The organism is Micromonospora sp. RTGN7 (assembly GCF_033804645.1).
In the GTDB taxonomy this organism is placed as follows: domain Bacteria; phylum Actinomycetota; class Actinomycetes; order Mycobacteriales; family Micromonosporaceae; genus Micromonospora.
The window spans coordinates 331,125-357,771 of record NZ_JAPZLF010000005.1 but is presented as its reverse complement, the minus strand read 5'-3'; the positions used below and the strand labels follow the sequence as shown (position 1 = coordinate 357,771).

Sequence of the window (26,647 nt, the reverse complement as noted above, 5' to 3'; positions counted from 1 at the left end):
GCGAGCGGGGGGTGGGGGGGGTGGTCGGGCTGGGCGCGGGGCTCCACCCCCCCCCGCCGGGGGGGGGGGGCCCCCGGGCCGCCGCCGGGCCCCCCGCGCCCCCTCCCCCCGCCGCCCCCCGCCGGGCCCCCCGCGGTGCGCCCCCCGCGGGGGGCCGGAGGCCGGTTGGACTACGCCCTGCTCGGGGTCTGCGGCGACGCGCTCCCGCCGACCGGGCACGGGCTGACCTGGCGGGAGGTGGCGACGGAGCCGGTGCAGGTGCTGCTGCCCGAGCAGCACCCGCTGGTCGAACGGGCCGAGCTGCACCTGGTGGACCTGTGCCGGGAGCAGTGGGTTGCCGCCCCCGGCGACGGCTGCTTCGGCGACTGCTTCGCCGCCGCCTGCGCCCGGGACGGCTTCACCCCCCGCAAGGTGTACGAGGCCGACGTGCGCGGCTGCATCGACCTGGTGGAGGCCGGCGCGGCGGTGGCGCTGTGCCTGGCGACCTTCCGTCCGGTGCCCGGGCTGGTGACCCGGCGGCTGGCCGGGGTGCCGCTGCGCTGGCGGCTGATGCTGGGCTGGCACCCGGACACGACCGGCGCGGGCTTCGCCGACGAGGTGCTGGACACGGCGGTGTCGGCGTACACCGACTCGCTCGCCGCGCACCCGGACTACCTGGCCTGGCTGCTGCGGCACCCGGAGTTCGGGGTGCGCCGGCCGGCGCCGGCCGGGCCGGCTCCCGGCGGCTCGGGCTCCGGGGTGCGAACCGCCTGACGGTGGGTATCCGGGCGGTATGACCGATCCCCACCCGAACGCCGACGACCGGGAGACGCTGCGCGCGGCAGCGGCCGCGCACACCGCCGCCTCCCGGAACGTGGAGGCGTTCCTGCGCCGTCTGCCCCAGGTCCCCGACCCCACGGACATCATCGAGTACGCCACGCTGCTCAGCCGGGAGGAGCGGGCGCTCGACGACCGGCAGGCCGCCGCGGACGCCGCCGGCCTGGAGATCGACAGCTTGGAATCGGAGTGACCGCCGCACGCCACGGTCCCCGCGGGCGGCGCACCCGCGGGGACCGGTCGGCCCAGGCCGAAGCCTGGTAGCAAACGCGCCCGCTCACCGGCCCGCAGGCGCGGGCCGGTGAGCGGGCGTCAGCGTTCCACGAGGATGTCGTGGCCGAGGTCGAGCAGGGCGTGACGCCACCCGTCGTCGCTGACGCCGTCCTTCGGCCGGGCCTCGGTGAGCGCCCGGATCCGGTCGACCGCCTCCCGCATCACCTCGATGTCCTCCCGGGTCAGGTCGACCTTGCGCTTGCGCAGCACGGCAAGGATCTGTCGGCCCGGCTCGGGCAGGTCGAGGTCCGGGTTCGCCCCGAACGACTCCTCGCCGGAGCCCCGGGTCAGCAACCAACTGCGCAGTTGCTCGGAGGTGACGTTCACCTCGGCGTGGAAGTCCTCCCAGAGCACTTCGACCTCGGGATCGAGTCGCACCTCGCGTACCATCACGCCTCCTCTGCGCGGCGGCGGCCCGGACGGTTCCGGTTCGCCGTCGGTCTTGGACTGCGGGCCCTCCGGCGGCACCCGCACCCGGGTGGGGTTGGCCGTCGGCGGGGCGTTGATCGGCTCGGTCCACTCCGCGTCGCGTGCAGTCTCCTCGCCGGTCTCCTCGGGTTCGGCCATCTCGGCCCTCCGCTTCACCGGGGGTGGGACGTGGTGGCCGCGGCGTAGCCCCGGTCACCGGCGGCCACCTCGAAGGCGAGCGCGCCGTCGCGGGCGTCCACGGTGACCTTCTGCCCGGGCGAGAGCGCGTTCTCCAGCAGCATCCGCGACAGCCGGTTGTCCACCTCCCGCTGGATCACGCGGCGCAGCGGACGGGCGCCGAACTCCGGCTGGTAGCCGTGCTCGGCGAGCCAGTCGACCCCGGCGACGGTGAAGTCCACCCCGATGTCCTGGGCGTGCAGCCGACGCCGGGTCTCCTCCAGGAGCAGCTCGGTGATCTGGCGCAGCTGCTGCTGCTCCAGCCGGCGAAAGATGATCACCTCGTCGATCCGGTTGAGGAACTCGGGGCGGAAGTTCTCCTGGAGCCGGCGCATCAGCCGTTCCCGCAGCTCGTCGTTCTCCGCCTCGCTGCCGGGCGCGCCAGTGCCGAAGCCGATCGCGCGTTGGCTGCCGGTGATCAGCTCCGAGCCCAGGTTGCTGGTCATGATCAGGACGGTGTTCTTGAAGTTCACCGTTCGGCCCTGGCTGTCGGTGAGCCGGCCGTCGTCGAGCACCTGGAGCAAAATGTTGAACACGTCGGGGTGGGCCTTCTCGATCTCGTCGAGCAGCACCACCGCGTACGGGCGGCGACGCACCGCCTCGGTGAGCTGGCCGGCCTCCTCGTACCCGACGTAGCCGGGGGGCGCGCCGACGAGTCGGGATATGGTGTGCCGCTCCTGGAACTCGCTCATGTCCAGCCGGACCATCCGGTCCGCCTCGCCGAACAGCGCCTCCGCCAGAGCCCGACCCAGCTCGGTCTTGCCGACACCGGTGGGGCCGAGGAAGAGGAAGCTGCCCATCGGGCGGTTCGGGTCGGCCAACCCGGTCCGGGAGCGACGCACCGCCTCGGAGACGGCGCCGACCGCGTCGTCCTGGCCGACCACCCGCTCGTGCAGGTGACCCTCCAGACGCAGCAGCCGGTCCCGCTCCTCCTCGGTGAGCTGGGCGACGGGGATGCCGGTGGCCCGGGACACCACCTCGGCGATCTCCTTCGGCCCGACCGCGGGCACCTGCGAGCCGTTGCCGTCGTCTCCCTGGGCCCGGCGGATCTGCTCCTCCACCTCGGCGAGCTTGTCGCGCAGACTGGAGGCCCGCTCGTACTTCTCGTCGGCGACGGCCTGCTCCTTGTCCCGACGCACCTCGTCGAGTTGCTGTTCCAGCTCCCGCACGTCGGAGGCCGGGGTGCGGGTGCGCAGCCGGACCCGCGCGCCGGACTGGTCAACCAGGTCGATGGCCTTGTCCGGCAGGTACCGGTCGGTGACGTACCGGTCGGACAGCTCGGCGGCGGCCACCAGCGCCTCGTCGGTGAAGCGCACCTGGTGGTGGGCCTCGTAGCGGTCCCGCAGGCCACGCAGGATGGCCACGGTGTCCTCGACGGTGGGCTCGGGCACCAGCACCGGTTGGAACCGGCGGGCCAGCGCGGCGTCCTTCTCGATGGTGCGCCGGTACTCGTCCAGGGTGGTCGCACCGATGACCCGCAGCTCGCCCCGGGCCAGCGCGGGCTTGAGCATGTTGGACGCGTCCATCCCGCCCTCGCTGCCCGCCCCGCCCGCGCCGACCAGGGTGTGGATCTCGTCCATGAAGATGATCAGCTCGTCGTGGTGGGCGCGGATCTCGTCGATGACCTTCTTGAGCCGCTCCTCGAAGTCGCCCCGGTAGCGGGTGCCGGCGACCAGGCCGGGCAGGTCGAGCTGCATCACCCGCTTGCCGAGCAGGGTCTGCGGGACGTCGCCGTCGCAGATCCGCTCGGCCAGCCCCTCCACGATCGCGGTCTTGCCCACGCCGGCCTCGCCGATCAGCACCGGGTTGTTCTTGGTACGTCGGGAGAGGATCTCCACGGCCTGCTCGATCTCGTCGGCCCGCCCGATCACCGGATCGATCTGGTCGTTGCGGGCCAGTTCGGTGAGGTCCTGGCCGTACTGGTCGAGGGTGGGCGTGCCGTGGTCGGGCTTCGCGGCGGTCATCGGGCCACGTTCGGCGCTGGCCGCCTGCAACGACTCCGGCTGAATCCGGCCGGCGGCGAGCATCCGGCCGGCCGGCGACTCGGGATTCAGCGGCAGGGCCATCAGGATGTGCTCGGGGCCGATGTAGTTGGCGCCCATCGCGCGGGAGAGCTGGTGGGCGTCGAGCAGGGCCCGCTTGGCGGCCGGGGTGAGCGACAGGTTCGGCGGCACCTCGCCGCGGGGAGCACCGTCTCCGAGCCCACCCAGGGCGTTGACCAGGGCGTCCGGGTCGGCGCCGGCACGGCGGACCAGGTCGCGCAGCGGCTCGCGCTGCAACCCCGCCCAGAGCAGGTGATCGGTGTCCAGGTCGTTGCTGTGCCGCTGGGCGGCGCGCCGGGCCGCGTCGGCGAGCATCTCCCGCGCGTCGGCGGTCATCAGCCGGGTGATGTCGACCCGGTGCGCCGGCCGGCGGCCCCCGTCGCCCCGGCCGAAGTACCGGGCCAGGAACTCGTCCCACGGGTCGGAGCCGAAGTCACCGGATCCCATCATGTCTGTCCTTCCGCGCGGTCACGCTCGCCGGTGCAGTCGGGCCGGCTCGGTCGGCGGTGGCTACCCGGCGGCCGACGCGACAAACGCCCTCGGGTGGCAGGCTGGGGCCCATGGATCCGATGCCGCTGCTGATCGTGGACGCCGCCAACGTCGTCGGGTCCCGCCCCGACGGCTGGTGGCGGGACCGGGCCGGGGCCGCCGCCCGGCTGCGCGACACCCTGGCGCCGCTGGCCGGCAGCGGGGTGCCGCCGGAGCTGCCCGGCCCCACGGAGGTGGTGCTGGTGGTGGAGGGCGCGGCGCGAGGGGTGCCCGCGGTGCCCGGGGTCCGGGTGGTCGCCGCACCGGGTTCGGGCGACGATGCCATCGTCGAGCTGGTCGGCGCCGCCGCGGACCGCCGCCGGCTGGTGGTCACCGCCGACCGGGAGCTGCGGGGCCGGGTGGGTGCCCTCGGCGCCGAGGTGCGGGGACCGCGCTGGCTGCACGCCGTGATCTAGCGCCGGGCTGTCGACGTGGGGCGTCGTCGGCGGTCTACGGGTGACACCTGTGCTGGCGCCTTTGCTCTGCTGCCCCGGGTGCAACACGAACGGCGACGCGATGTCTCCCCGCCGTCCGCTCGCGCTGGCCCGCAACACGAAGCGGCTGCGTGGCGCTGGTGTTGCGGTGACTGCAGCAGAGCAAAGGGACGAGCAGGCACGACCGGCCGGCGGGTCTGGCCTCGGCGATCACTGCCGGGCCCCGTTCACCCTGCGACGCCGAACGGGCCCGATACGCCACCTGGGTGGGGCTGCGGCCCGCCGGTCCGCCTGATGGGACTCGGCGACACGCGCGCGGGACCAATCTCGCCGTTCGGAAGGAACTTCCCGCACGTCAGGGCCCTAATCGGACACCCTGGCAGCAACACCGACAGGGCGGATGTTCTCTCCCCGACGGGGATGGGTTGTAATGGAGATCTCCCCGCCCCCCAGGAGGTCTACGTGGCGAGCGTCGCCGAGCTGAAGGCAGCCATCGATGTCGCCCTCGAACAGATCGGTGACGGGCAGAGCGCGGTGCAGGCGGCCGGCGAGAAGCTGGCCGAGGCGCAGCAGACCCTGGCCGGGGCCCTGGAGGGCAGCGGGCACGAGACCGTGGAGGCGGCGCAGGCCTCACTGACACAGGCCAGCCAGGAGCTGGAGGAGTGCCTCGCGGCGACCCTCGTCGCGGTGGAGCAGGCGCAGCTCTACGTCTCGACCCTGTAGGGGCGGGCGTGTCCATCATCGAGGACGTCGGGGCCCAGGTGCGGGCCGCCGCGGAGGAGCTCCCGATCGCGCCGCTGGCCCTGGCGCTGGAGAAGTTCGGCCAGGCCACCGAGCGGCTGCGCTGGGTGCGACAGGAGTCGGCCAACCCGATGGGCGTGCCCGAGCTCTCCGCCGCCACCGAGCACGCCGAGTCCGCCGGACACGCGCTGCGGGTGGCCCAGGAACAGCTCTCGGCGTACCTCGCGGCGATCGGGCTGGCCCCCGACGGCGGCACCGCGCCCCGCCCGGCCGGCGACCGGCAGGTGCACGACGCCCCGCGTGGGGTCCCGCCCGCCGCCGGGGAGCAGTCGCCGCCCGAACAGGACGACAACCCGGTGCTGCGCCGCTGGTGGGCGGTGCGGGTGGCGGAGCTGACCGGCGGCCGGGAGGGCGCGCCGGACACCCAGGACGAGAAGATCGGCGACTCCCGGGAGCTGCTGCACCGGGTGGTTGGCGGGGTCCGCGCCGGCGACCGGGACCGGCTGCACCGGGAGCTGCGTGCCGCGCACGCCGACGTCGGCCTCGGCCTGGCCGCGATCTCCCCACCGCTGCTGCGCGAGTGCGCCGGCGAGCTGCTCGGGCACCCGCCCCGCGCCGACGACCTGCCCCGGCTGCGCCGGGAGCTGGACGGCCGGGTCCGTGACCTGCTCCCCGGGCTGCCCCCGCAGGCGCTGGAGACGCTGCTGACCCGGGTCTGCCGGATGCCCCCTCCTCGGCGCGACAACGCCGAGCAGCCGCACGCCGCAGACCCGGCCGTCACCGCCGGCGTGGCGACCGCCGTGCTGCTGGCCCGTCTCGGCAAGGATCTGCCCCGCGACGACGGGCAGGACGACCGGGGCGGCGAGCCCGCCCGGGAGAAGCGCCGCGAGACCGAACGAGACGCCTGGGACCGGACGACGCGGGACCGCGCCGACCGGGAACGCGCCGCCCGGGAGCGGACCGCCCAGGGCCGCCCGCCCGTGCCGCCCCCGCCGCCCGCCGCCCCTGCCGCCCGCCGCCGGGACTCCGATGGCTGACCGGCGCACTCAACTGGTCACCCGGGTACGGGGCATGCTCTCCGAGGCGCTGGGCGCCACCCGGGGCCGGCTCGCCGACGCCGACGCCGAGCTCGCCGCCGCCGCCGACCGGCTGGCCCGGGTCGAGCGCGCCGCCGCGGCCGTACCGGCGAGGGTGGGGGCGCAGCGGGACCGGCGGCTCACCGAGATCGACGCCCGGCACGCCGCCCGGATCGCCGAACTGGCCCGCCGGGCCGTCGACGCCGCCGCCCGGGAGGCCCCCGGCGCAGCCTCCGCCGACTGGGCCGGGTGGGCCGTCACGCCGCCCGGTCGCGGCGAGTCGCCCGGCGCGGTACGGATCGGCGCCGTACGGATCTCCGGCGCGGAACCGGTGCCGGCGCTGGTGCCGCTGCTCGACGCCGGGCACGTGCACCTGACCGGGGCCGAGGCCGACGGCGGGGCCGCCGTGGTGCCGGCGCTGCTGCTGCGCAGCCTGGGCCGGGCCGACCCGGGCGCGGTGCGGCTGTTCGGGTACGACCCGGAGCACCTCGGCGGGGGGCTGGCCGGGTTCGCCCCGCTGGGCACCGCCGGGCTGCTCACCTTCGTCGGGCCGGGCGGGCTGAGCCGGCTGCTCGACGACCTGGTGGAGCAGATCCGCCGGATCAACGAGACGGTGCTGGCCGGGGAGTACGGGTCGCTGCGCGAGCTGGCCGCCGCGACGGGCCGCCGCCCGGAGCCGTGGCGGGTGGCGGTGCTGCTCGGCGGGGACGAGCTGTCCCGGCACGAGCGCGGCCAGCTCGACCGGGTGGTACGCACCGGTGCGGCGTGCGGGGTGCACCTGGTGGTGCGGAGCGTGCCGGTGCCCGACGACCCGACGGTGACCCGGGTCGTGGTGGGCCCCGGCGGCGCCCGGGTGGGCGGGCCGCCCGGCCTGCCGGTGACCCTGGACCCGCCACCTCCGGCCACGCTGGTCACCGAGACCTGCCGGCAGATCGCCGCCCGGGTCAACGCCGGTCCCCCGCCGGCCCCGTTCACCGACCTGCTCCCGCCGCCGGAACAGATGTGGCGGGAGAACTCCTCGACCGGGCTGACCGCGCCGATCGGCGAGGGCCCGCACGGGCGGCCGGTGCTGCTCACCCTGGGCGACTACCCCCCGCACGCGCTGATCGGTGGCCCGTCCGGCACCGGCAAGACCAACCTGATCTTCGCCTGGATCGGGGCGCTCGCCTCCCGATACTCCCCCGCCGAGCTGGAGTTCTACCTGCTCGACTTCAAGGAGGGGGTGTCCTTCGCCCGGTTCGCCCAGGGCCGGCGGGACCCGAGCTGGCTGCCGCACATGCGGCTGGTCGGCATCAACGTCAACACCGACCGGGAGTTCGGGCTAGCCCTGCTGCGCTTCCTCGCCGAGGAGCTGCGCCGGCGGGCCGACGCGGCGAAGAAGCACGAGGTGACCAAGCTCGCCGAGCTGCGGGCGGTCGACCCGACCGGGCACTGGCCCCGCATCGTCGCCGTGGTCGACGAGTTCCAGGCGCTGCTGGCCGGCCGGGACGTGGTCGCCCGGGAGGCCGCCGACCTGCTTGAGGACCTGGCCCGCCGGGGTCGCTCGCAGGGCATCCACCTGGTGCTGGCCTCGCAGGACGTGCGGGGCATCGAGGCGCTGTGGGGGCGTCCGGCGCTGGTCGCCCAGTTCACCCTGCGCATCGCGCTGCCCAAGGCGTTGCGCATCCTGGCCGAACGCAACGACGCCGCCCAGTCGCTGCCCCGGCACCACGCGGTGGTCAACGCCGAGTCGGGGCTGGCGGAGGGGAACGAGGTGGCCCGCATCCCGTCGGCCAGCGACTGGGACGATTGGAGCCAGTTGCAGCACCGGTTGTGGCGGATGCGCCCGCAGGAGGCCAGGCCGGCCCGGCTCTTCGACGGCGACGCCATTCCCCGGCTGGCCGAGGCCCCGGACTTCCGGGCGCTCGCCCTGCCCGAGGGCGACAAGCCACCGCGCAGCCCGGTGGCCCTGCTCGGGGAGATCATCGACGTACAGTCCCGCTCGGCGGCGCTGCGACTGCCCCGGGCACCGGGGCGGAACCTGGCGGTGCTGGGCACCCGGATCGACGAGGCGTGCGCGGTGCTGGACGCCGCCGCCCGGTCCCTGGCTCGCCAGCACCGCCCCGGCACCGCCCGGTTCTCCATCGCCTGTCTCGACCCGGACGCCGACCCGGCCGCCCGGGAGCTCTACGCCGACCTCGCCGACGACGCCGCCTGGTACGACGACGAGACCGTGCCGGAGCTGATGGCCGAGACGGCCACCGCCCTGGACCGGCCGGGCACCCCGGCCAACCCGCACTACCTGCTGCTGTACGCCGTCGACGCGGCGGCCGGCCAGTTGGCCACGCGAACTGGCGGGCGGACCGGACTGGAGCGGCTGCGCCGGATCCTGCACGACGGGCCGGAGCGGCGTACCCATGTGCTGGCCTGGTGGCGGGGCGTGGCCCGGATGCGGGTGGACCTCGGCGGGCCGGCCGCCCGCACCGACCAGATCGGCGCGTGGGTGGCCCTCGACGTGCAGGGCGCGGAGCTGGGCTCGTCGCTCTATCCGGGCTCCGGCGGCCCGGACTGGTATCCCCGGCCGTGGCGGGGGCTCTTCTTCGACCGGGCGGCGCACCGCACCGGCCAGGTCATCATCCCCTACGGGCCGTCGGCATGAACCAACCGGTGACCAGCGAGACGTACGCGGCGCAGGTGCGCCGGCTGGCCGAGCTGACCGACCGGGTGCGCACCCAACGCGCCGAGGCCCGCACCTGGTACGACCAGCAGTGCGCCGCCGCCGAGCGGGCGGTCGACGAGGCCGCCGAGCAGCTCCGGTACGCCGAACAGGAGACGGTGGACGCGCGGGAGCTGGTGGAGCGGGTGGACGCCGAGGCGGCCCACCTGTGGCAGCAGCTGCGGGCGCGGCTCGGCGCCGGTGGCCGCCGGCTCGGCGCCCCGCCGGGCCCGGCCCGGGACGTCTCGGGCGACCCGCTGCTGCTACTGCACGGGGTGCGTGGGCTGCTGGACCGGACCCGGCAGCCCGGGGAGCTGCCGGCGTCGGCCAACCCCCTACTGGCCCTGTGCGGGGCGGCCGGTGCGGCGCTGATGTTCGCCCTCGGCGCGGGCGTGCGGGTGCTCGGCGCCCGCAACGGTGGCGATTTGGCCGTCGGGCTGCCGGTGCTGGCGCTGGTGGTGACGCTGCTCGGCCCGCCGGTCGGGCTGGCCCTGGCCAAGCGGCTCGCCGACCGCCGGCACGCGGTGCTGTCCCCGCGCCCGGTCACCGTCGTGCTGGTGGCCGCGCTGGTCACCACCGCCCTGCTGCTGGTCCTCGCCCGCTGACCCGCCGCGCCCCGCCGACCGCCACCGGCTCCGGTCGGCGTACGCGAGGCGGCGAGTTAGGAAGGGGCCCCTGCTATACCGAAAGCGTTAACAGGGTGCCCTTCCTTACCCGTCGGGGACGGCGATGGCCTCGCGGAGGAGGCGGCGGGCCAGGACGAGGCGGTCGGCGTCGTCGTCCAGGCCGGGTAGGTCGCCGACCCGGGTCGCCGCGCCGGTGAGCAGCGTGCGCAGCGCCGCCTCGCACTGGGCGGGCAGGGTAAGCGTCCGGTCGAACAGGCGCAGCGTAACGGTGCCGTCACCTCTTCCGACGAGCTGCCAGCGCAGCCCCGGGCGGAGCATGAGCCGGGTGTCGGCTGCGAGCGCGGTGAGCGCGGCAGCCTGCGCCAGGGGCCGGATCGGCGCGGGTCGGGCGGCCGGCCAGGCCCGGGCCCGCAGCCGGTCGGCCACGGCGGCCGGGTCGGCGCGGAGCAGCCAGTCCCGTAACGCCTCGACGGTCTCGCTCAGCTCGGGCTCGATCGCCTCCGGGTCGGTCACGTCGGTGCCGAACGGCAGGCCGGCGCGCAGCCGGGCGTCGGAGGCGGCGAGGGCGAGCAGTTCCTCGACGATGGCGTACCGGTTCAGCGCCCGGATCCCGACGGTCAGGTGCAGCGAGCTGGACTCCTGGGCCTGGGCGCTGTGCAGCCAGCCGCGCGGCAGGTACAGCGCGTCACCCGGTTCGAGGACCACGTCGAGCGCGGCGGGCCCCTGCGCGGTGGCGGAGACCTCGTCGGCCCGCCCGCCCCAGGGCTGCTTCTCCAGCGGGTCGGCCAGCACCGGCGGGTGGATGCGCCAGTGCTTGCGCCCGTCGACCTGCAGGACGAAGACGTCGTGGGTGTCGTAGTGGGTGGCGAAGCCCTGACTGCCGGCCGGGGTCAGATAGGCGTTGACCTGCAACGGCTGGGCGAGGGCGGCACCGAGGTCCCGGGCGAAGTCGACCAGGGCGGGCCAGCTGCGGTGCAGCCCCTGGAGCACCAGGGTCGCGCCGGAGGCGTACAACTCGAGCACCCGCTCGTCGAGAACCTGGTCGCCGATCTCGGCGCCCGCACCGCCGCCGCCGGTGTAGCGCGCCGCCGGCACGAGCTGGCCGTCCTTGGCGATCCGCAGGAAGGGGGTACGCAGCCCGCGGCGGCTGAGCAGCTCGTCGGCGTCGGCGGGGCTGAGCAGGTCGGTGAAGCCGTCGGAGTTGGGCAGCTCGGCGGCGCGGGACAGCAGCGGTGCGGTGCCCCAGTGGGCGGCGGCGAACTTGTCCGGCTCGACGGCGACGCACCGCGCGAGGGACAGGGCCGCTGGGGACAGGGCTGTTGGGGACAGGGCTGTTGGGGACAGGGCTGTTGGGGACGGCACCGCCGGGCGGCCGTGGCCGCCCGGCGGGTCGATGATCGTCATGGCGAGACGTCAGCGGGCGCTGCCGTCGGCGCCACCGTCGTGCTGACCGGGGGTCGCGCCACCGTCGGCCGGACCCTCGGCGGAGCCGTCCGCGCCACCATCGTTCTGACCCGGGGTCGCGCCACCGTCAGCCGGACCCTCGGCCGATCCGTCCGCGCCACCATCATGCTGACCGGGGGTCGCGCCACCGTCAGCCGGACCCTCGGCCGATCCGTCCGCGCCACCATCATGCTGACCCGGGGTCGCGCCACCGTCAGCCGGACCCTCCAGGCCGCCGCCGCTGGTCGTCTGGATGTCGTCGTCGTTGAGTGCCATTCGGTGCTCCCTCGGAAGTGCCGCCCCGCCGTACGGCGGGGTCCGTCATGCAGCGGGTGGTACCCCACGCGCGATCTTCTCTAACCACACCGTAGACGGCTGGCCCCGTCGGCACGGCCGGTTCGGCCGGCCCTGCCTGCGGCCGACGGGTCAGGGGATCATCCGGGCCAGGTCCTGGGGCATGACGGCCTTGACGTCCTGCCACTCGCCCTGGGTGACGTGCCGGCGCAGGGTGTCCAGCACCACCTGGACCACCCGCTCCGGGCCGCCCTTGACGTCGTACGGGAAGCCCTCGCGGACCTCGTAGAGGAAGTCGTCCCGGTTCAGCTTGATCGGCACGTTCTCCGGCTGCCAACCGTCGAAGTAAATCCCTCGAAGCAGCACCGGCAACTGCGCGGCGAACTCCGCGCTCTCCTGCACCGGCATCCGGTCACGCAGCAGGTGCAGCACCGTGCGCAGCGCCGCGTACGACTGGTTGCGCTGCTCCTTCGGCCAGCCGTATGCGTTCTCGATGTCCTTGAGGATCAGATTGGTCTTGTCCAGCGAGGACTCGAACGCGGAGATCAATTGCTCAGCCATCTGTCCACCCCCGTAGCTTGGTGTCACCGTCGGTCGTCGTCGCGCGGCGGCGGGCCCGCCGGGCCCCGCCACTGCCGGGTCGGGCTGACCCGACCGGGCCGCACCGCCATCCGGCGGGGGCCGCCCACCGACCCGACCACGTGCAGCACGCCGCCGCGCCGTCGACCCGACACGTCTCGTATCGCCATCGCCCCACCCCCGGATCTGTTCGCCGCGGCCGTCTCCCCCGACCGACCATGCACACCACCCATGCTGCTTCCCGCGAGGATGACCCCACCTCACCCCCTTCGGGTGACTTCCCCGCAGACGTTCTCTCGACATCAAGACCCAGTCTGCGAGCTGCGCGCCGATCCGGGTGTGGACAAACGGTCGGCGCGGCCCCGGAACCCTAGGGGAACCCGGCCGGAAAGATCAGGGGCCTGCCGGGGGCCGGCCGCCACCCGTGCGGGACCCCACTCCCTACGCTGTACGACGTGACACTCATCGCGACCGAGTCGCTGACCAAGACGTACGGGGGTGGGGTCACCGCGTTGGCCGACCTGACCGTCGCGGTCGAGCCGGGGATCATCGGGCTGGTCGGCGCGAACGGCGCCGGCAAGTCGACCCTGATCAAGATTCTGCTCGGCCTCCTCGCCCCGACCAGCGGCCGGGCCCGGGTGCTCGGCCTCGACCCGACCACCGACTCCGCCCAGGTCCGCGCCCGGGTCGGCTACATGCCAGAGCACGACGCCCTGCCACCGGACCTCTCCGCCGCCGAGCTGGTCACCCACCTCGGCCGGGTCAGCGGCCTGCCGCGTACGGTCGCCCGGGAGCGGGCCTCCGAGGCGCTGCGGCACGTCGGGCTCTACGAGGAGCGCTACCGCCCGGTCGGCGGCTACTCCACGGGCATGAAGCAGCGGGTCAAGCTCGCCCAGGCCCTCGTGCACGACCCCGATCTACTGCTGCTCGACGAGCCGACCAACGGCCTCGACCCGGCCGGCCGGGACGCCATGCTGGCGCTGGTGCACCGCATCGGCACCGAGTTCGGCATCTCCGTGCTGGTCTGTTCGCACCTGCTGGGCGAGGTGGAACGGATCTGCGACACCCTCGTCGCCATCGACGGCGGGCGGCTGCTGCGCGCCGACCACATCTCCGCCATGACCTCCGCCACCGACGTGCTCGCCGTCGAGGTCAGCGAGGGCACGGAGGAGTTGGCCGCGCGGCTGACCGCGCTCGACCTGCCGGTCCGCCGGGACGGCCGGCTGCTGCTCGTCGAACTCGTCGACGACGCCACCTACGACCTGATCCTCGGCGCGGTCGCCGAGCTGGACCTGCCGCTGCACCGGCTGGACCAGCGCCGGCACCGGGTGGCCGAACTCTTCGCCACGAGGGAGCCCAGCCATGCCTGAGCCGACCGGCGTCATCCACGACATCGGCTACCAGCGTTACACCGGCCCCCGGTTGGGCCGCAGGGCCGTTTTCGGCGCGCTCTACCTGCACGGCCTGCGGACGGCGTTCGGGCTGGGCCGCAGCGCGAAGGCCAAGATCTTCCCCTGGCTGGTGGTCAGCATCGTCACCGTGGTGGCCGCAGGCGTCGCCGCGGTGCGCAGCCAGATCGGCGAGGTGGTGATGACGTACGCCCAGTTCGCCGACAACATGAGCTGGCTGGTCATCTTCTTCGTCGCGGTGGTCGCGCCCGAGCTGGTCTCCCGCGACCTGCGCAGCGGGGTGCTGCCGCTCTACTTCTCCCGGCCGCTGCCCCGGTCGGACTACCCGCTGGCCAAGCTGCTGGCGCTGGCGACCGCGCTCTGGCTGCTGCTCGGCGGGCCGCAGCTGGTGATGTTCCTGGGCGCCGCCTTCACCGGCGGTGACGGCATGCGCGGGGTCTGGAACGAGCTGCTCGACCTGTTGCCGAGCCTGCTCTACGCCGGGCTCTGGGCGGTGGTCTTCGCCTCCGTCGGGCTGCTGGTCGCCTCGTGCACCGGCAAGCGGGCGTTCGCCGCCGGCGGGATCGTGGCCGTCTTCCTGATGACCACGCCGATCGTCGGCGTCCTGTCGATCATGCCCTCCCGGGCGGTCAACGAGCTGGCCTTCCTCGCCTCGCCGTCGACGCTGGTGGGCGGCGTGGGCGAGTGGGCGCTCGGTGACCTGTTGGGGCCCCAAGCCGCGATCCCGATCGGCGACTTCGGCCCCGTCTACGCGGTCGCCGCCGTGCTGCTCGTGGCCGGCTGCGTCGCCCTGCTGCTGCTGCGATACCGGAAGGTGGCCGCCCGATGACCACGATCAGCGCCGACCAGGCGGCGGGGACACCGACCGCCGTCACCAGCACTCTCGACCTCGCGGGCGTCTCCCGCTGGTACGGCAACGTGGTGGCGGTCAACGACGTCAGCATGAGCCTCGGTCCGGGCGTCACCGGGTTACTCGGCCCGAACGGCGCGGGCAAGACCACCCTGCTGCACATGATGGCGGGCTTCCTGGCCCCGTCGCGCGGCGCGGTGAGCCTGGACGGCCGGCCCACCTGGCGCAACCCCGACGTCTACCGCCGGCTCGGCCTGGTCAGCGAGCGGGAGGCGGTGCACACCTTCCTCACCGCGTACGAGTTCGTGCTGGCCAGCGCGAAGCTGCACCGGCTGCCGGACCCGGCGGGGGCGGCCCGCCGGGCGATTGCCCTGGTGGAGATGGAGGCCGCGCAGGACCGCCGGATCGGCACGTACTCCAAGGGCATGCGGCAGCGTGCCCGGGTGGCCGCCGCGCTGGTGCACGAGCCGCAGGTGCTGCTGCTCGACGAGCCGTTCAACGGGATGGACCCGCGTCAACGGCTGCACATGATGGAGCTGCTGCACCGCCTCGGCGACGCCGGCCGCACCATCCTGTTCAGCTCGCACATCCTGGAGGAGGTCGAGCAGGTCTCCGGCACCGTCCAGGTGATGGTCGCCGGCCGGCTGGCCGCCTCCGGTGACTTCCGCACCATCCGCCGACTGATGACCAATCGGCCACACGTCTTCACCGTGCACTCCACCGACGACCGGGCGCTCGCCGTGGCGCTGATCGCCGAGGCGTCGGTGACGGGTGTCGAGCTGGACCGCGCCGGGTTGACCGTGCGCGCCGGCGACTACGGCGCGTTCACCCGCGTCCTGCCGAAGATCGCTCTGAGAGAGGGCGTCCGGGTGCGACAACTGGTGCCCCAGGACGAGTCCCTGGAGAGCGTCTTCTCCTACCTGGTGGAGGCCTGAACCCATGTCTACCGTTTCCTGGATCACCGTGCGGGGGCTGTTCGGCCGTCGCCGGTTCCTCCTGCTGCTGCCGCTGCCCGTGGTGCTGGTGCTGTTGGCGGTGCTCTCCCGGTCGCTCGGGGTGGACCCGGGCGAGTGGGGCCCGCCGGTGCTGGTCGGCCTCGGCCTGGCCGTGGTGCTACCGGTGGTCGCCCTGATCGTCGGCACCGGCGTGCTGGGGGCCGAGATCGACGACGGCACTATCGTGCACATCCTGACCAAGCCGCTGCCGCGCTGGCAGATCGTGCTGCCGAAGCTGGCGGTGGCCGCTGGCGTCACCGCCGTCACCGTCGCCGTGCCGCTCTTCGTGGCGGGCATGCTGGCCGACTCCGTACGTCTCGGCCTGTCGCTCGCCGCCGCGTCGGCGGTCGGTGCGCTGGCGTACTCGGCGCTGTTCCTGGCCCTCAGCCTGCTCACCCGCCGGCCGGTGCTGCTCGGCCTGGTCTACGTGCTGATCTGGGAGGGGCTGCTCGGCACCGTCGTCAGCGGCACCAAGGTGCTCTCCATCCAGCAGTACGTGATCGCCCTCGCCGACCGGCTCGCCCCCACGGGGCTGTTGCAGGGCGGCGTCTCGGTGCCGGTGGCGGCGGTGATGAGCGCGCTGATCAGCGTGGGCTTCACCGTGCTGGCGATCGACCGGCTCCGCTCGTTCAGCATGGCCGGCGAGACGAGCTGACGCTCGGCGACGCCGACCACAGTAGGGAGGAAAGCCGTCGTGCTCTTCGAAGTCGACCGCGCGCTGCTGATGACGCAGTTCCCCGCCGAGAAGATCGTGCGGGCGTCGCGCGAGGCACTCGCGGGCATCGTCGAACGCACGGAGGATCTCCGGTTTCTGTGCGAGGTCGGCCTGCCCCAGGGACTCTTCCAGATCGCGCCGCCGATCGCCGCGGACCAGGGGGCGCAACCCGCACTCCTGCTCGACCTCGGCGAGGACATCGAGACGGCCGAGCTGGAGTTCGGTGAACTCGTGCTGATCGGCGGGATCCAGCAGTGGTACCTGTTCCTGCATCTCGGCGACGGCACCGTCTACTCGTACAGCGAGGACGACGCCGAGTTCCACCCCGTCAACGGCGACCTCTCGTCCCTGACGCGGGTGCTGTACCTGCTCCGGCGGGAGGCGCCTCGCACCGTGCGGCTGCCGGGACAGCCGTTCACAGGGCCGTCGAACGCCGAGTACACGCGCGCGGCCGACGCCATCCGAGCCGAAATGGAGACGCGCGACCCGATCTCGTTCGGTGACCGGAGCCTGTGGCTGCCGTACTTCGGATCGTTCGTCGACGGCCTCTACCCGACGTACTCGACCTCTCTCAGCGAAAGTTGAGCGTTCTCACCGAAGATCGAGCAGCGTCGAGCGGAAGCCGTTGCCGCTCCCACCTATGGCGCGCGAAGTCAGGCAGAGTCAGGACGATGACGACCCGCTGTCAACTCCTCGTGGACGCAACCGACGGTCAGGGGCAGCCGCGACGGTTGCGCGGGCGAGAGCCGGGGTAGGGGCGGCGGGCGGGGTCGCGGTGGCGAGGTCGAGCAGGCGGCGAATCCGGTACGACAGCACCAGCCCCTGGTTGAGGGTGAGCATCAGCTCACCGGGCTCGGCCCCACCCACGGCGAGGTAGGTCGCGTCGACCTCGACCAACGGAAACGTCTTCGCGTAGTGCGACAGCCGCTTCTCCGGGTTATCGGCCGTCTGCGGGTACCAGCCGGAGTCGAGCAGGGTTCGGTCGGTCCAGGACGCGGTGCCCACCCTGATCTCACCCATGGGTGGAGCTCACCACATCCACGTGGGACCGCCGACTAGACACGACTGGGCTCAGGCGGCCCGCCGCTCCCGGTTCTGCTTGCAGGTCACGCAGGCGGTGGCGGAGGGGTAGATCTCCAGCCGTTCCACCGGGATCGGATCCGAGCAGCCCTCACAGAAGCCGTACGTGCCCTCGTCGAGCCGGGTCAGGGCGTGCTCGAACTGGGCCCGGCGGTCCAGGATGGTGCGCAACAGCGACTGTGCGGTGTCCCGCTCGGCCGTCTTGGTGCCACTGTCTGCCTGGTCGTCGCCGGCGGTGTCGCCGACCTCCACCAGCCGCAGCACCTGGCTCTGGAGCATCGCGTGCTCGTACTCGGCCGAGAGCTCGTCGTAGCGCGCCCGCAGGGACGCCCGGATCTGGTCGGCGTCCGCCTGCGATCGGCTGGTGGCTACCGTGTCGTGGACGAGCATCGCTGCCTGCCTTTCCTGTGCCGGGCGCCCCGGGAGGGTGTCCCGGGCCCCGCTCGCGTGCGTGGGCGCGAGCGAGATCACCCGTGCCCTGTGAGCCGGGCGATTACCCCGCCTCCACACCCGCCAAACCGGCAACTTCTCCGACCCCGGGGCACGCGTCGAGGGCTAGCACGTCGGCGTGCCTTCGACCTGCGTGTCCGGTTCCGCGCGCCTCAGCCGGGCAGTGCCTGCTCCACCAGGGCGGGGTGACGCCGATCGTCGACGCGGACCACCACGTCGGCAAAACTGGCCGGGGCGACTTCCTCGACGTAGCGGGCGAAGGCCGGCAGGGTCCAACGCAGCGCGGGGTCGGTGCGCCGGGCGAGGGCAGCCGCGGAGAGCTCAAGGTGCACGGTGAGGTCGGCGGGCAGTCCGCCGCCGAGCAGCAGCGCCCCGCTGAGCAGGATGATCCCCTCGGGCGGCAGCGTGACGTACCCGGCCCGGCTGGCCCGGTCGGTGCGGGCGTCCCAGAGGGAGGGCAGCACCCGCCCGGAACCGCCCGGCCCGGCCGGGTCGAGGACCTCCCGGCGCAGCCCTGGCTCGTCGACCCAGCCCTCGTAGTACGCGTCGGGGTTGGTCCGGCCGTACTCCAGCCGCACCGACGCCGGTCGGAGGAAGTCCTCGGCCCGGATGTGCAGCGCAGGCCGACCGAGGGCGCGCAACGGGTCGACCAGGGCGACGGCCAACTCGTCGGGGGCCGCCGCCGGGGCACCGTCCACGACGACGCGGAGCCGGCCGGGCACCTCGGTGGCGAGGAGCCGTTCGGTCAGCTCGGTGACGAGTCGCTCCGGGGAGATGGGTCGCACGCGCATCCGACCATCGTGCCCCGTCGGAGGGCACCCGACCGGACCGGTCGGTCAGGCGCTGCGGTCGATGGTGACCCGGGCGTCGTCGGCGAGCCGGTAGCCGACGCCGTAGACGGTGGTGACCAGCGGGACGTCCACCCCGACCTTGCCGCGCAGCCGGCGCACGTGCACGTCCACGGTGCGTACCCCGGCGTGCTCGTAGCCCCAGACTGCGTTGAGCAGTTGCAACCTGGTGAAGACCCGGCGCGGGTGGGCGACCAGGTGCAGCAGGAGGTCGAACTCCAGCCGGGTCAGGGGCAACGACTCGCCGTCGCGCAGCACCGACCGGGACGACGCCAGGATGTGCAGCACCGGGATGGTCGCGGCCAGGGGGCGGGCCGGAGTCCGAGCGCCGGACGCCTGGTCGCCCCGGCGCTCGGGGGCGGGGCCGGTGGAGATGACCGCCTCGCCCCGTTCGAGCATCTCCCGGGCGGCATCGAGCAGGCGGCGGGCAGCCGGTGTCAGCGCCTCGTCGGCGGCCAGCGGGATGTTGAGGGTCACCGTGAGCACCGCCGTGGTGGTGCTGGCGGGGCGACGCTGACCACCGGGGGGACGGCCGGGGACCACAGGCTGGGACGTATGCCATCCGGCGCGCGACGAGGCGGGGCTGACCGACATGGTCCTCCTTGGCTGGTCCGGGTATCTCCCCCACGGCCCGGGACGCCGCTGCAACGTTGCTTCCCGGCACTCGGGTGAGGGTCAAGGGGCAACTACGTTGCGGGAATGTGACAGTTGACGAACACATCGGAGCCGGTCGCTCGCTCTGCGTACGAGGTCTGATGATTACAGCAGAGTCGCCGCGAAGACGGGAGCCGGGGGTGCCCGCCGGACTCGCGTTGGCGGGCCGGATGCCGGCCGCGTCCGGAACGCGGACGCGGCGTACCCGCGAGGGGTACGCCGCGGGTGGTCACCGCAGGGCGGCGCGCGGGGTCAGCGGTGCGGGTAGACGCTGACCCGGGCCTCGTCGGCGAGCCGATAGCCGACGCCGTAGACGGTGGTGACCAGCGGGCAGGTCGCGCCGAGCTTGGCCCGCAGCCGGCGCACGTGCACGTCCACGGTCCGGGCGACGGCGTGCTCGTAGCCCCACACGTTGCTGAGCAACTGGAGGCGGGTGAAGACCCGGCGGGGGTGCTCCGCCAGGAATTGCAGCAGGTCGAACTCGATGCGGGTCAGCGGGATCACCCGCGCGCCCTGCCGGACGACCCGGGACCCGGCCAGGATGTGCACCTCGTCCGGGTCGCCCGTTGACGGCCCGACGGTGAAGGGTCGCGCCCCGGTCGGCTCCACCGCCACCCGGCGGTGCTCCGGCGGGCCCGCCAGCAGCGTGCCCTCCCCCGACTCGGCCAACTCCCGCAGTAGCTCGACGAGCCGGGCGAGCCGGGGTGTCAGCTGCCCGGGGGCGAGCTCGACGGTGACGGTCAGCGTCGGCGCGGACCGGAGGTGGTGGGCCGGCGGGACCCGGTCGACCCGGCCCGTCGGGGCGCGGTCGGGGCGGCCCTGCGGGGCGCGGTCGGGGCGGCCAGCCGGGTGGGGGCGCGGGGAGATGGCGACGACGGACATGGTGCCTCCTGGGATGGCGATGCCGTCCGTGGCGCCCGGTGGGGCGCGGCGGTCAGCGGTGCGCTCGGCCGGCGGTCACCGGCGACGCGACGGATGGGGAACGGAGCGGGGGCGTGGGACCGAGGGTGGGCAGGCCGGCGATCCGCCAGGCGGCGAAGCCACCGACCACGTCGGTGGCACGGTGCAGCCCGATCTCCTGGAGCGCGGCGGCAGCGAGGGAGGAGGTGTAGCCCTCCTGACAGAGGACCACCACGGGCAGGTCGTAGCCGGCAGCCTGGGGCAGTCGTGCCGGACAGCGGGGGTCGAGGCGCCACTCCAGCACGTTGCGCTCGATCGCGAGGGAGCCGGGCACCGCGCCGTGCGCGGCGCGCTGCGCGGCCGGCCGGATGTCGACCAGCAGCGCGCCTTGGCGGTACGCCAGATGGGCCTGCTCCGGGTCGAGCCGGCGCAGTCGGGACCGGGCCTCGGCGAGGATCTCGTCGATGCCGCGGGAGCCGGGGGGTGGCACGGGGACGAAACAGCCCTCGGCGTGGGCGGGGTTGTGCGACATTCTCGGTCCTTCCACTTCACGGCGGGCGCTCGTTCGCCCGGACGCAGCGATCAGGGTCTCACCAGGCGATGCCGGCCTCGGCGACCTCGGCCACCCGCAGCCGACCGTCGACGAGGCGGTAGCGGGTCATCCGGGTCAGCGCGGGCCGGTAGACATGCACGCTGACGGCCGGCCGTTCGTCGCGGTTGGTCACCATGTGCACGTGGTGGGTGCCGAACCGCCGGCCGGAGCCGGCCGCGAGGCACTGCGGGCGCAGCCGCCCAGCACTGACGATCTCCTCGGTGAGGACGCCGTCGACGACCAGGAACGCCCCGGCGGAGCCGCCGTGGTCGTGCAGGTCGGTGCCCTGCCCGGGCAGCCAGCTCAGCGCCCACACCTCGTGGTCGACCGCGACCGCGAGGCGGGCGTACCACCGCTCGCACGGGTCGAAGCGGAGCGGAACCGGCCAGCCGGTTGGGTCGGCGGCGTACCGGGCGGCGACGGCGAGCAGGTCAGGCTCGGGGCTGCTGGTGACCAAGGTGGACCTCACGGTGATCGGCTGGCGTACCCCGACAGCATAGAGTGCAAACCCTATGGGTTTAGTAGGCATTACCGCATGCTGGGACGCGCGGTCCAGCCTCCCCCGACACGTGGACGCCTGCGCCGGCTGGGCCGGCTGTCCGGACCCGCGCCCACCCCGCCGACTAGCCTGAACGGATGAGCGACGACCTGGACGCCGAGACCCTCGCCTTCGCCCACCGCATGTTCGACCTGGCGCGCGGCGGGGTCACCGACGAGCTGAGCGCCAACGTCGACGCCGGGCTGCCGGTCAACATGACCAACGACAAGGGCGACACACTTCTCATCCTGGCCGCGTACCACAACCACCAGGACACGGTGGCCGCCCTGCTGGCGCGCGGCGCCGACCACGGACGGATCAACGACCGGGGCCAGACCGCCCTGGCCGCCGCGGTGTTCCGGCAGAACGCCGAAACCGTCCGGGCGCTGCTGGCCGCCGGCGCCGACCCCGCGCACGGCGGCCCGTCCGCCGAGGAAACCGCCCGCTTCTTCGACCTGCCGGAGATGCTCGCCCTACTCACCGCCCGCTGACCCCGAGGGGCCACCGGCGAGGCGTGGCAGGGTTGTACGGGAGCGGGGTCGCGCGGCGGCAGCGAGGGCGTTGGTGCGCTCACTCCCTGGCCGATGGGGCAACTGGCGGCAGGTCATCTCGCGGGGAGATGCCTGGCCATGCCTGCGGGGAGATGCCTGGCCACGTCGGCGGGGCGATGCCTGGCGGGTAGGCCGGGCGACGGTAACTTGGTCGCCTCGATCAGGAACCGGCGGGCGTGGGCGACGAACGGGCCCTCGGCCTCGATCCGGGCGTTCAGGCGGGCGAGCTGCGGCCGGTACCGCTGCACGGTGAAGCCCGGCACGGTCCAGACCACCTTGCGCAGGAAGTAGACCACTGCGGCGATGTCGTGGAACACGGTGCGCAGGGTCGCCTCACGCAGGTCGATCACCGTCAGTCCGGCCGCTCGCGCGGCGGCCACAGCCTGCTCGGGAAGTTGCCGCCTCGGCGGGGGCAGCGGGCCGAGCAGGGCTTCACTCAACTCCTGTACGGTGCCGCCGCGGATCTGCTGGGACAGGAACGTCCCGCCCGGACGCAGCACCCGGGCGACCTCCTCCCAGGGGGTGTGCACCGGGTGGCGGCTGACCACCAGTTCCAGCACGGCGTCACGCACCGGCAGGCCGCCGCCCTCGGCGACGTGCAGGACGGTCGCGCCGAGCGGGGCCAGCGTGCGCCGGGCCACCTCGACGTTGGGCGGCCACGCCTCGGTGGCCAGCAGCACCCGGGGCGGTCGGGGCACCTCGGCGAGCACCTCGCCGCCGCCGGTGTCGACGTCCAGCGCCGCGTCGGCGAGCGCCATTCGGGTGGCCACCAGTCGGGCGTAACCCCACGATGGACGTTCCTCGGTGGCCCGCCCGCGCAGCCAGGAGAAGTCCCAGCCCCGCACCGGCACGGCCGCGCCCTCGGCCAGCAACTCCTCGAAGCCCCGTTGCCCGCTCATTCGACCAGCCTGCGCACCGCCGACCGGCGGAGCAACCCGATTTCCACCGCCCTGCCCCGGACGCCGACACGTTGGCGTCCCACGACGGGCGGCTACTCAGGCGCGGGAGCTGCCCAACTCCACGGTGGAGCCCGGAACGCGGCCCAGGGTGTCGAGAGTGCCGGTGTCGGCGCGGCCGGCCTCGAACTCGCGCATCAGGCGGGCGCCGAGCCACACCCCGACCGCGCCGACCCCGAGCGCGACCAGTTCGGTGGCGAGGATGGCACCGGTCGCGCCGCGCTGCGGCGAGTGCGCCCGGATCAGGCAGGTCAGCAGGAACATCGCGGCCATCACGGTGTTGACCAGGTTGAACGTGATCTTGGTGTGGCGGGTCCGGCCGCCGGTGGCGTCCCAGAGGTCGACCATGCCGGCCATGGTGGACAGCCCGGCCGCCACCAGCGCGGCGACCGACGTCCAGTATCCCACCTCACCCAGGAACGCCGGGCCACCCGCCACGTCGGCCAGGTCGAAGACCGCGGCACTGACGAAGAGCCCGAACGGGAACGTCACCAACATCGGTTGAATGGGATGCCCGTGCACCCGCAGCCGGCTCTCCATTGCGTCCTCCCCTGGTCGTCTCCACTCACCAGTGAAAGGTGCTACCCGCGAACCCCAACGGGGAAACGACGGGCCGACCAGCGACGGGTCAGTTCTCGCGGGGGCGGGAGACGGTGACCACGAGACGCTCGGCCACCTCACGCACCGGGATGTGCAGCGACAGGGCGGCGCTGCGCAACACCTGGAGCGCCTCGGGGGCGGGGCAGCCCCGCTGGGTCATGATCACCCCGATCGCCTGCCCGACCACCCCGTCGGCGAGTTGCGCCACGTCCACCTCGTAGGCCTGGGCGGCCCGCCGTTCCCGGTCCCGCACCGCCGCGAGCAGCAGCCCCGCGTGCTCGGCGAGGAGCATCGCGGTGAGCTGGTGCCGGGTGGTCAGCGTCGCCGACGCCGACGCGTACAGGTTGATCGCGCCGATCACCTGCTCGTCGACGTCGACGGGCGCGGAGATCACCCCGCGCACCCCCAGGTCCCGGGCTCGCTGGGCCCAGGCCGGCCAGCGGGACTCCCGCTCGAGGTCCTCGGCGAGGATCAACTCGCGGCGGTGGATGGCGCTCATGGCCGGTGAGTCGGGGCCGTGGGTCAGATCATCGTCGAGGCCCGCCAGCGCCGGATCGGAGGCGGCAACCCCGGCCGGCTCCCCGGCGCGCAGTGCGGTGAAGCCACACCAGGTGACCCCGGCGACGGCACCGCAGGCAATCCTGACCAACCGGGTCAGTGCCTCGTCGAAATCGGTCACGGCGATCAGACCGGCAGTCAGTTCCCGCAGCAATGCCGCGGTCTCCAGGACGCTCAGGGTCTCGGTGCCGGGCGCCCGCGTCTCCAGGTTCACCGGGTCCTCGCCCCAGCCGTGGGGACGACCGGTGACCGGCCCCGGATACCCACCTTTGCCTGTCTCATCGTCTGCTCTCTCCCGATTCATCGGACCCGCCCTACTACCCCGGTGAACCCGGGTCGAAACGGCCGAAACGGGCCCGCTTCCCTGATCAAAGCCGGGACTCAGGCCATGCTCGACGGTCGGGGCGGCCCCCCGCGTGGGCGGGCAGCCGCCCCGACCGGTCAGCGCGGGGCGGAGCTGAGCCGCCGGCCCACCGAGGCGATGAGGCGGTCCAGTTCCGAGCCGAACGGGTTGTCGTGCACCAGGTACGTCCAGGTGGCGCTGGGGCGGACCAGCGTCGAGGCGTCCGGCTCCCAGTCGTCGTCGAACTCGGTCTCGGTGAAGGTGGCGATGGTGCGGGCCTCGATCTCCGGGACCAGCGCGTTGAACGCCGGCACGGCCGCCCGGTGGAACTCGTCGAGCGGGTCGAGCCGGCCCAGGGCGCGCAGGTGCACGCCCTCGCGCACCTCCGACAGCTCGGCCAGGTGCTCGGCCCAGAGCCGGTCGAGGTGGTGCAGGGCGATCCACCGGGCCGCCCGGGCGAGTAGGTCCTCGTCCATCTCCTCGGCCTTCTCCGGCACCCGCTCCAGCAGCATCAGCGCGGCCACGTCGCTGGTCAGCAGCCGCTCCCGCCGCTCGGCGAGGGCCTTGCGCTGCTGCTCGATCACCACGCTGTACCGCCAGGTGTTGCGGTGGATCTCGTGGTTGACGCCCTCGGCTACCCGCTGGGCGTGCTCCACCGCGTAGTCCACCTGCGGGTCGGTGACCAGGCCGTCGGCGTTCATCCGGGGCGAGGGCGGCACGGCGTCCACGGCGTGCCGGATGACCAGGTCGTCCTCCAGGCTGACGAAGAAGACCGAGCCGCCCGGGTCGCCCTGCCGGCCGGCCCGGCCGCGCAGCTGGTCGTCGACGCGGCGGCTGTCGTGCCGGCCGCTGCCGAGGACGTAGAGCCCGCCCAGCTCTGCGACCCGATCCTGGTCGGTCTGGTCGCTGCCGCCGAGTCGGATGTCGACGCCCCGCCCGGCCATCTGGGTGGAGACGGTGACCGCGCCGTACGCGCCGGCCTCGGCGATGATCGCCGCTTCCTCGTCGTCGTTCTTGGCGTTGAGCACCACGCAGGCCACCCCGGCGGCGTTCAGCCCCGCGGCGAGCTGCTCGGACTCCTTGACGTCGAGGGTGCCCACCAGCACCGGGCGGCCGGCGTCGTGGCAGCGCTTGATCTCGTCGACCAGCGCCTCCTCCTTCTCGGCCCGGGTGGCGTAGATCCGGTCCGGCTCGTCCTCGCGGACGCAGGGGGTGTTCGGCGGGATCACCGCCACCTCCAGGCCGAAGAACTCGCGCAGTTGGTCGCCGACCAGCACCGCGGTCGCGGTCATCCCGCAGACCTTCGGGTAGAGCGCGATGTACGCCTGCACGGCGATGGTGCCCAGCACCTCGCCCTCGGCGGTGGCGTCCAGGCCCTCCTTGGCCTCGACCGCCGCCTGGAGGCCGTCTGGCCAGCGGCGGCGCTGGGCCACCCGGCCGCGCATCTCGTCGATCAGCTCCACCGAGCCGTCCCGCACGATGTAGTCCACGTCGCGGTGCAGCAGGGCGTGCGCGTGCAGCGCCACGTTGACCGCGGAGAGCTGCCCGACGTGCTCGGTGTCGTACAGGTCGATGTCGCCGAGTTTGGCCTCGATGGCGGCCAGGCCGGCGGAGGTGAAGGCGACGCTGCGGCCGTCCTCGGCCACCGTGTAGTGCTTACCCTTGTGCAGGCCGCGCACCAACGTCGCGGCGGCGTGCACCGGGTCCTGCTCGCCGCCGATCGCGCCCGCGAGGACCATCGGCACCCGGGCCTCGTCGATGAGGATGGAGTCGGCCTCGTCGACGACCGCCGTGGCCAGCGGCGGCTGGACCCGGTCGTCGAGGTCGGTGACGAGCTGGTCGCGCAGGTAGTCGAAGCCGGCCTCGCTGACCGAGACGTAGGTCACATCGCAGGCGTACGCCTCGCGCCGCTCCTGCGGGGTCGACGCCTCGTTGACCGAGCCGACGGTCAGGCCGAGCAGGGTGTAGACCGGCTCCATCCACCGGGCGTCGCGGCGGGCCAGATAGTCGTTGACGGTGAGCACGTGCACCGGGCCGTTACCGAGCCGGACGTGGCCGTACGCGGCGATCGTGGCCGTGAGGGTCTTGCCCTCACCGGTGGCCATCTCGGCGACCTTGCCGGAGAGCAGCGCCATCGAGCCGAGCAACTGCACATCGTACGGCCGCTGGTCGAGCCCGCGCCGGGCCGCCTCGCGACCGATCGCGCAGATCTCCTTGTACTCGGTGGCGGAGCCGGCGGCCTCGGTGAGCTCGGCGTCGGTCAATGCCGACAGCTCCTCCTCGCGGGCCTCGATGGCCGGCAGCAGCTTCTCCAGCGGACCCAGGTCGACCGTGGTGCCGGGTCGCTGAAGAAACCGCTGAAACCTGCTCTTGAACCGTTGCGACACACCCATGAGCCGCAACGGTACGCGACCCG

Annotated in this window: 28 protein-coding genes and 2 pseudogenes; 13 read left to right on the top strand and 17 right to left on the bottom strand. The window is 73.8% G+C overall.

All coding sequences use genetic code 11. From position 1 onward, the window contains the following. Positions 1 to 153: 153 nt before the first annotated feature. Both SNR22_RS10385 and SNR22_RS10380 read left to right on the top strand, forming a co-directional pair. Positions 154 to 753 (top strand): annotated as a pseudogene (locus SNR22_RS10385) (LysR family substrate-binding domain-containing protein); the annotation flags it as partial. Positions 754 to 772: 19 nt separating this feature from the next. Continuing rightward, positions 773 to 1,009 carry a hypothetical protein gene (locus tag SNR22_RS10380; RefSeq protein ID WP_320066299.1) on the top strand — a complete coding sequence of 79 codons (237 nt, stop codon included), beginning with the start codon at positions 773 to 775 and terminating at the stop codon, positions 1,007 to 1,009. A 119-nt stretch (positions 1,010 to 1,128) separates the two neighbouring features. Here SNR22_RS10380 and SNR22_RS10375 read toward each other — a convergent pair whose 3' ends face one another. After that, positions 1,129 to 1,479 (bottom strand): DUF3140 domain-containing protein, encoded by a 351-nt coding sequence (locus SNR22_RS10375; protein ID WP_320066311.1) that lies wholly within the window; start codon positions 1,477 to 1,479, stop codon positions 1,129 to 1,131. A 191-nt stretch (positions 1,480 to 1,670) separates the two neighbouring features. Beyond that, positions 1,671 to 4,226: an ATP-dependent Clp protease ATP-binding subunit gene (locus SNR22_RS10370; RefSeq protein ID WP_320066298.1), complete on the bottom strand. Its 2,556-nt coding sequence runs from the start codon at positions 4,224 to 4,226 to the stop codon at positions 1,671 to 1,673. A gap of 110 nt (positions 4,227 to 4,336) precedes the next feature. On the opposite strand from SNR22_RS10370, the gene SNR22_RS10365 reads away from it, so the two are divergent. The 5 genes from SNR22_RS10365 (at position 4,337) to SNR22_RS10345 (ending at position 9,855) form a co-directional block, all read left to right on the top strand. After that, a complete protein-coding gene (locus SNR22_RS10365) occupies positions 4,337 to 4,720 on the top strand; it encodes a hypothetical protein (RefSeq protein WP_320066297.1) in 384 nt (127 codons plus the stop codon). Between the two features lie 480 nt (positions 4,721 to 5,200). Further along, the gene (locus SNR22_RS10360; RefSeq protein ID WP_320066296.1) at positions 5,201 to 5,461 is read left to right on the top strand and encodes a hypothetical protein; all 261 of its coding nucleotides are present in this window, start codon (positions 5,201 to 5,203) and stop codon (positions 5,459 to 5,461) included. Between the two features lie 8 nt (positions 5,462 to 5,469). After that, complete coding sequence (locus SNR22_RS10355) at positions 5,470 to 6,516, top strand: hypothetical protein (protein WP_320066295.1); 1,047 nt, start codon at positions 5,470 to 5,472, stop codon at positions 6,514 to 6,516. After that, positions 6,509 to 9,193, top strand: a complete 2,685-nt coding sequence (locus SNR22_RS10350) for an FtsK/SpoIIIE domain-containing protein (RefSeq protein WP_320066294.1) — start codon at positions 6,509 to 6,511, stop codon at positions 9,191 to 9,193. Before SNR22_RS10355 ends, SNR22_RS10350 begins: the two co-directional genes overlap by 8 nt. Beyond that, the gene (locus SNR22_RS10345) at positions 9,190 to 9,855 is read left to right on the top strand and encodes a hypothetical protein (RefSeq protein ID WP_320066293.1); all 666 of its coding nucleotides are present in this window, start codon (positions 9,190 to 9,192) and stop codon (positions 9,853 to 9,855) included. The genes SNR22_RS10350 and SNR22_RS10345 overlap by 4 nt, the downstream gene beginning before the upstream one ends. Positions 9,856 to 9,960: 105 nt before the next feature. On the opposite strand, the gene SNR22_RS10340 is transcribed toward SNR22_RS10345, so the two are convergent. The 4 genes from SNR22_RS10340 to SNR22_RS10325 all read right to left on the bottom strand — a co-directional run bounded on the left by SNR22_RS10340 (position 9,961) and on the right by SNR22_RS10325 (position 12,362). Next, positions 9,961 to 11,280, bottom strand: coding sequence for a cupin domain-containing protein (locus SNR22_RS10340; RefSeq protein WP_320066292.1), 1,320 nt, complete (start codon positions 11,278 to 11,280; stop codon positions 9,961 to 9,963). A 9-nt stretch (positions 11,281 to 11,289) separates the two neighbouring features. Then, positions 11,290 to 11,595: a hypothetical protein gene (locus SNR22_RS10335; RefSeq protein WP_320066291.1), complete on the bottom strand. Its 306-nt coding sequence runs from the start codon at positions 11,593 to 11,595 to the stop codon at positions 11,290 to 11,292. A 150-nt stretch (positions 11,596 to 11,745) separates the two neighbouring features. Continuing rightward, positions 11,746 to 12,174: a DUF2267 domain-containing protein gene (locus tag SNR22_RS10330; protein WP_320066290.1), complete on the bottom strand. Its 429-nt coding sequence runs from the start codon at positions 12,172 to 12,174 to the stop codon at positions 11,746 to 11,748. A 23-nt stretch (positions 12,175 to 12,197) separates the two neighbouring features. After that, a complete protein-coding gene (locus SNR22_RS10325) occupies positions 12,198 to 12,362 on the bottom strand; it encodes a hypothetical protein (protein ID WP_320066289.1) in 165 nt (54 codons plus the stop codon). A 285-nt stretch (positions 12,363 to 12,647) separates the two neighbouring features. On the opposite strand from SNR22_RS10325, the gene SNR22_RS10320 reads away from it, so the two are divergent. The 5 genes from SNR22_RS10320 to SNR22_RS10300 are packed head-to-tail and all read left to right on the top strand — an operon-like array spanning position 12,648 to position 16,746. Next, positions 12,648 to 13,562 (top strand): ABC transporter ATP-binding protein, encoded by a 915-nt coding sequence (locus tag SNR22_RS10320; protein ID WP_320066288.1) that lies wholly within the window; start codon positions 12,648 to 12,650, stop codon positions 13,560 to 13,562. After that, the gene (locus SNR22_RS10315; RefSeq protein ID WP_320066287.1) at positions 13,555 to 14,430 is read left to right on the top strand and encodes an ABC transporter permease; all 876 of its coding nucleotides are present in this window, start codon (positions 13,555 to 13,557) and stop codon (positions 14,428 to 14,430) included. Before SNR22_RS10320 ends, SNR22_RS10315 begins: the two co-directional genes overlap by 8 nt. Next, positions 14,427 to 15,386 (top strand): ABC transporter ATP-binding protein, encoded by a 960-nt coding sequence (locus SNR22_RS10310; RefSeq protein WP_320066286.1) that lies wholly within the window; start codon positions 14,427 to 14,429, stop codon positions 15,384 to 15,386. Before SNR22_RS10315 ends, SNR22_RS10310 begins: the two co-directional genes overlap by 4 nt. Positions 15,387 to 15,390: 4 nt before the next feature. Beyond that, a complete protein-coding gene (locus SNR22_RS10305; protein WP_320066285.1) occupies positions 15,391 to 16,101 on the top strand; it encodes an ABC transporter permease in 711 nt (236 codons plus the stop codon). Positions 16,102 to 16,140: 39 nt separating this feature from the next. Beyond that, complete coding sequence (locus SNR22_RS10300) at positions 16,141 to 16,746, top strand: SUKH-4 family immunity protein (RefSeq protein WP_320066284.1); 606 nt, start codon at positions 16,141 to 16,143, stop codon at positions 16,744 to 16,746. Positions 16,747 to 17,034: 288 nt separating this feature from the next. Here SNR22_RS10300 and SNR22_RS10295 read toward each other — a convergent pair. The 7 genes and pseudogenes from SNR22_RS10295 to SNR22_RS10265 all read right to left on the bottom strand — a co-directional run. Further along, a pseudogene (locus SNR22_RS10295) lies at positions 17,035 to 17,181 on the bottom strand (DUF72 domain-containing protein); the annotation flags it as partial. Positions 17,182 to 17,232: 51 nt separating this feature from the next. Next, on the bottom strand, positions 17,233 to 17,631 hold the full coding sequence (locus tag SNR22_RS10290) for a TraR/DksA family transcriptional regulator (RefSeq protein ID WP_320066283.1): 399 nt from the start codon (positions 17,629 to 17,631) through the stop codon (positions 17,233 to 17,235). A gap of 212 nt (positions 17,632 to 17,843) precedes the next feature. Beyond that, entirely contained in the window at positions 17,844 to 18,482 is a 639-nt protein-coding gene (locus tag SNR22_RS10285) for a uridine kinase (protein WP_320066282.1), read from the bottom strand. Between the two features lie 45 nt (positions 18,483 to 18,527). Next, a complete protein-coding gene (locus tag SNR22_RS10280) occupies positions 18,528 to 19,133 on the bottom strand; it encodes a winged helix-turn-helix domain-containing protein (protein WP_320066281.1) in 606 nt (201 codons plus the stop codon). A gap of 312 nt (positions 19,134 to 19,445) precedes the next feature. Beyond that, a complete protein-coding gene (locus SNR22_RS10275; RefSeq protein ID WP_320066280.1) occupies positions 19,446 to 20,075 on the bottom strand; it encodes a winged helix-turn-helix domain-containing protein in 630 nt (209 codons plus the stop codon). 52 nt (positions 20,076 to 20,127) lie between these two features. Further along, positions 20,128 to 20,625 (bottom strand): rhodanese-like domain-containing protein, encoded by a 498-nt coding sequence (locus SNR22_RS10270; RefSeq protein WP_320066279.1) that lies wholly within the window; start codon positions 20,623 to 20,625, stop codon positions 20,128 to 20,130. Positions 20,626 to 20,683: 58 nt separating this feature from the next. Continuing rightward, positions 20,684 to 21,154, bottom strand: coding sequence for a cysteine dioxygenase family protein (locus SNR22_RS10265; protein ID WP_320066278.1), 471 nt, complete (start codon positions 21,152 to 21,154; stop codon positions 20,684 to 20,686). Positions 21,155 to 21,321: 167 nt separating this feature from the next. On the opposite strand from SNR22_RS10265, the gene SNR22_RS10260 reads away from it, so the two are divergent. Next, positions 21,322 to 21,714 (top strand): ankyrin repeat domain-containing protein, encoded by a 393-nt coding sequence (locus SNR22_RS10260; protein WP_320066277.1) that lies wholly within the window; start codon positions 21,322 to 21,324, stop codon positions 21,712 to 21,714. 113 nt (positions 21,715 to 21,827) lie between these two features. Here SNR22_RS10260 and SNR22_RS10255 read toward each other — a convergent pair whose 3' ends face one another. From SNR22_RS10255 to secA2, 4 genes are all read right to left on the bottom strand, one after another. Continuing rightward, positions 21,828 to 22,673: a methyltransferase domain-containing protein gene (locus SNR22_RS10255; protein WP_320066276.1), complete on the bottom strand. Its 846-nt coding sequence runs from the start codon at positions 22,671 to 22,673 to the stop codon at positions 21,828 to 21,830. A gap of 96 nt (positions 22,674 to 22,769) precedes the next feature. Continuing rightward, positions 22,770 to 23,228 (bottom strand): DUF2231 domain-containing protein, encoded by a 459-nt coding sequence (locus SNR22_RS10250; protein ID WP_413775615.1) that lies wholly within the window; start codon positions 23,226 to 23,228, stop codon positions 22,770 to 22,772. A 130-nt stretch (positions 23,229 to 23,358) separates the two neighbouring features. Further along, positions 23,359 to 24,102 (bottom strand): GAF and ANTAR domain-containing protein, encoded by a 744-nt coding sequence (locus SNR22_RS10245; RefSeq protein ID WP_320066274.1) that lies wholly within the window; start codon positions 24,100 to 24,102, stop codon positions 23,359 to 23,361. Between the two features lie 227 nt (positions 24,103 to 24,329). Then, positions 24,330 to 26,624, bottom strand: coding sequence for an accessory Sec system translocase SecA2 (gene secA2 / locus SNR22_RS10240; RefSeq protein WP_320066273.1), 2,295 nt, complete (start codon positions 26,622 to 26,624; stop codon positions 24,330 to 24,332). Positions 26,625 to 26,647 lie beyond the last annotated feature (23 nt).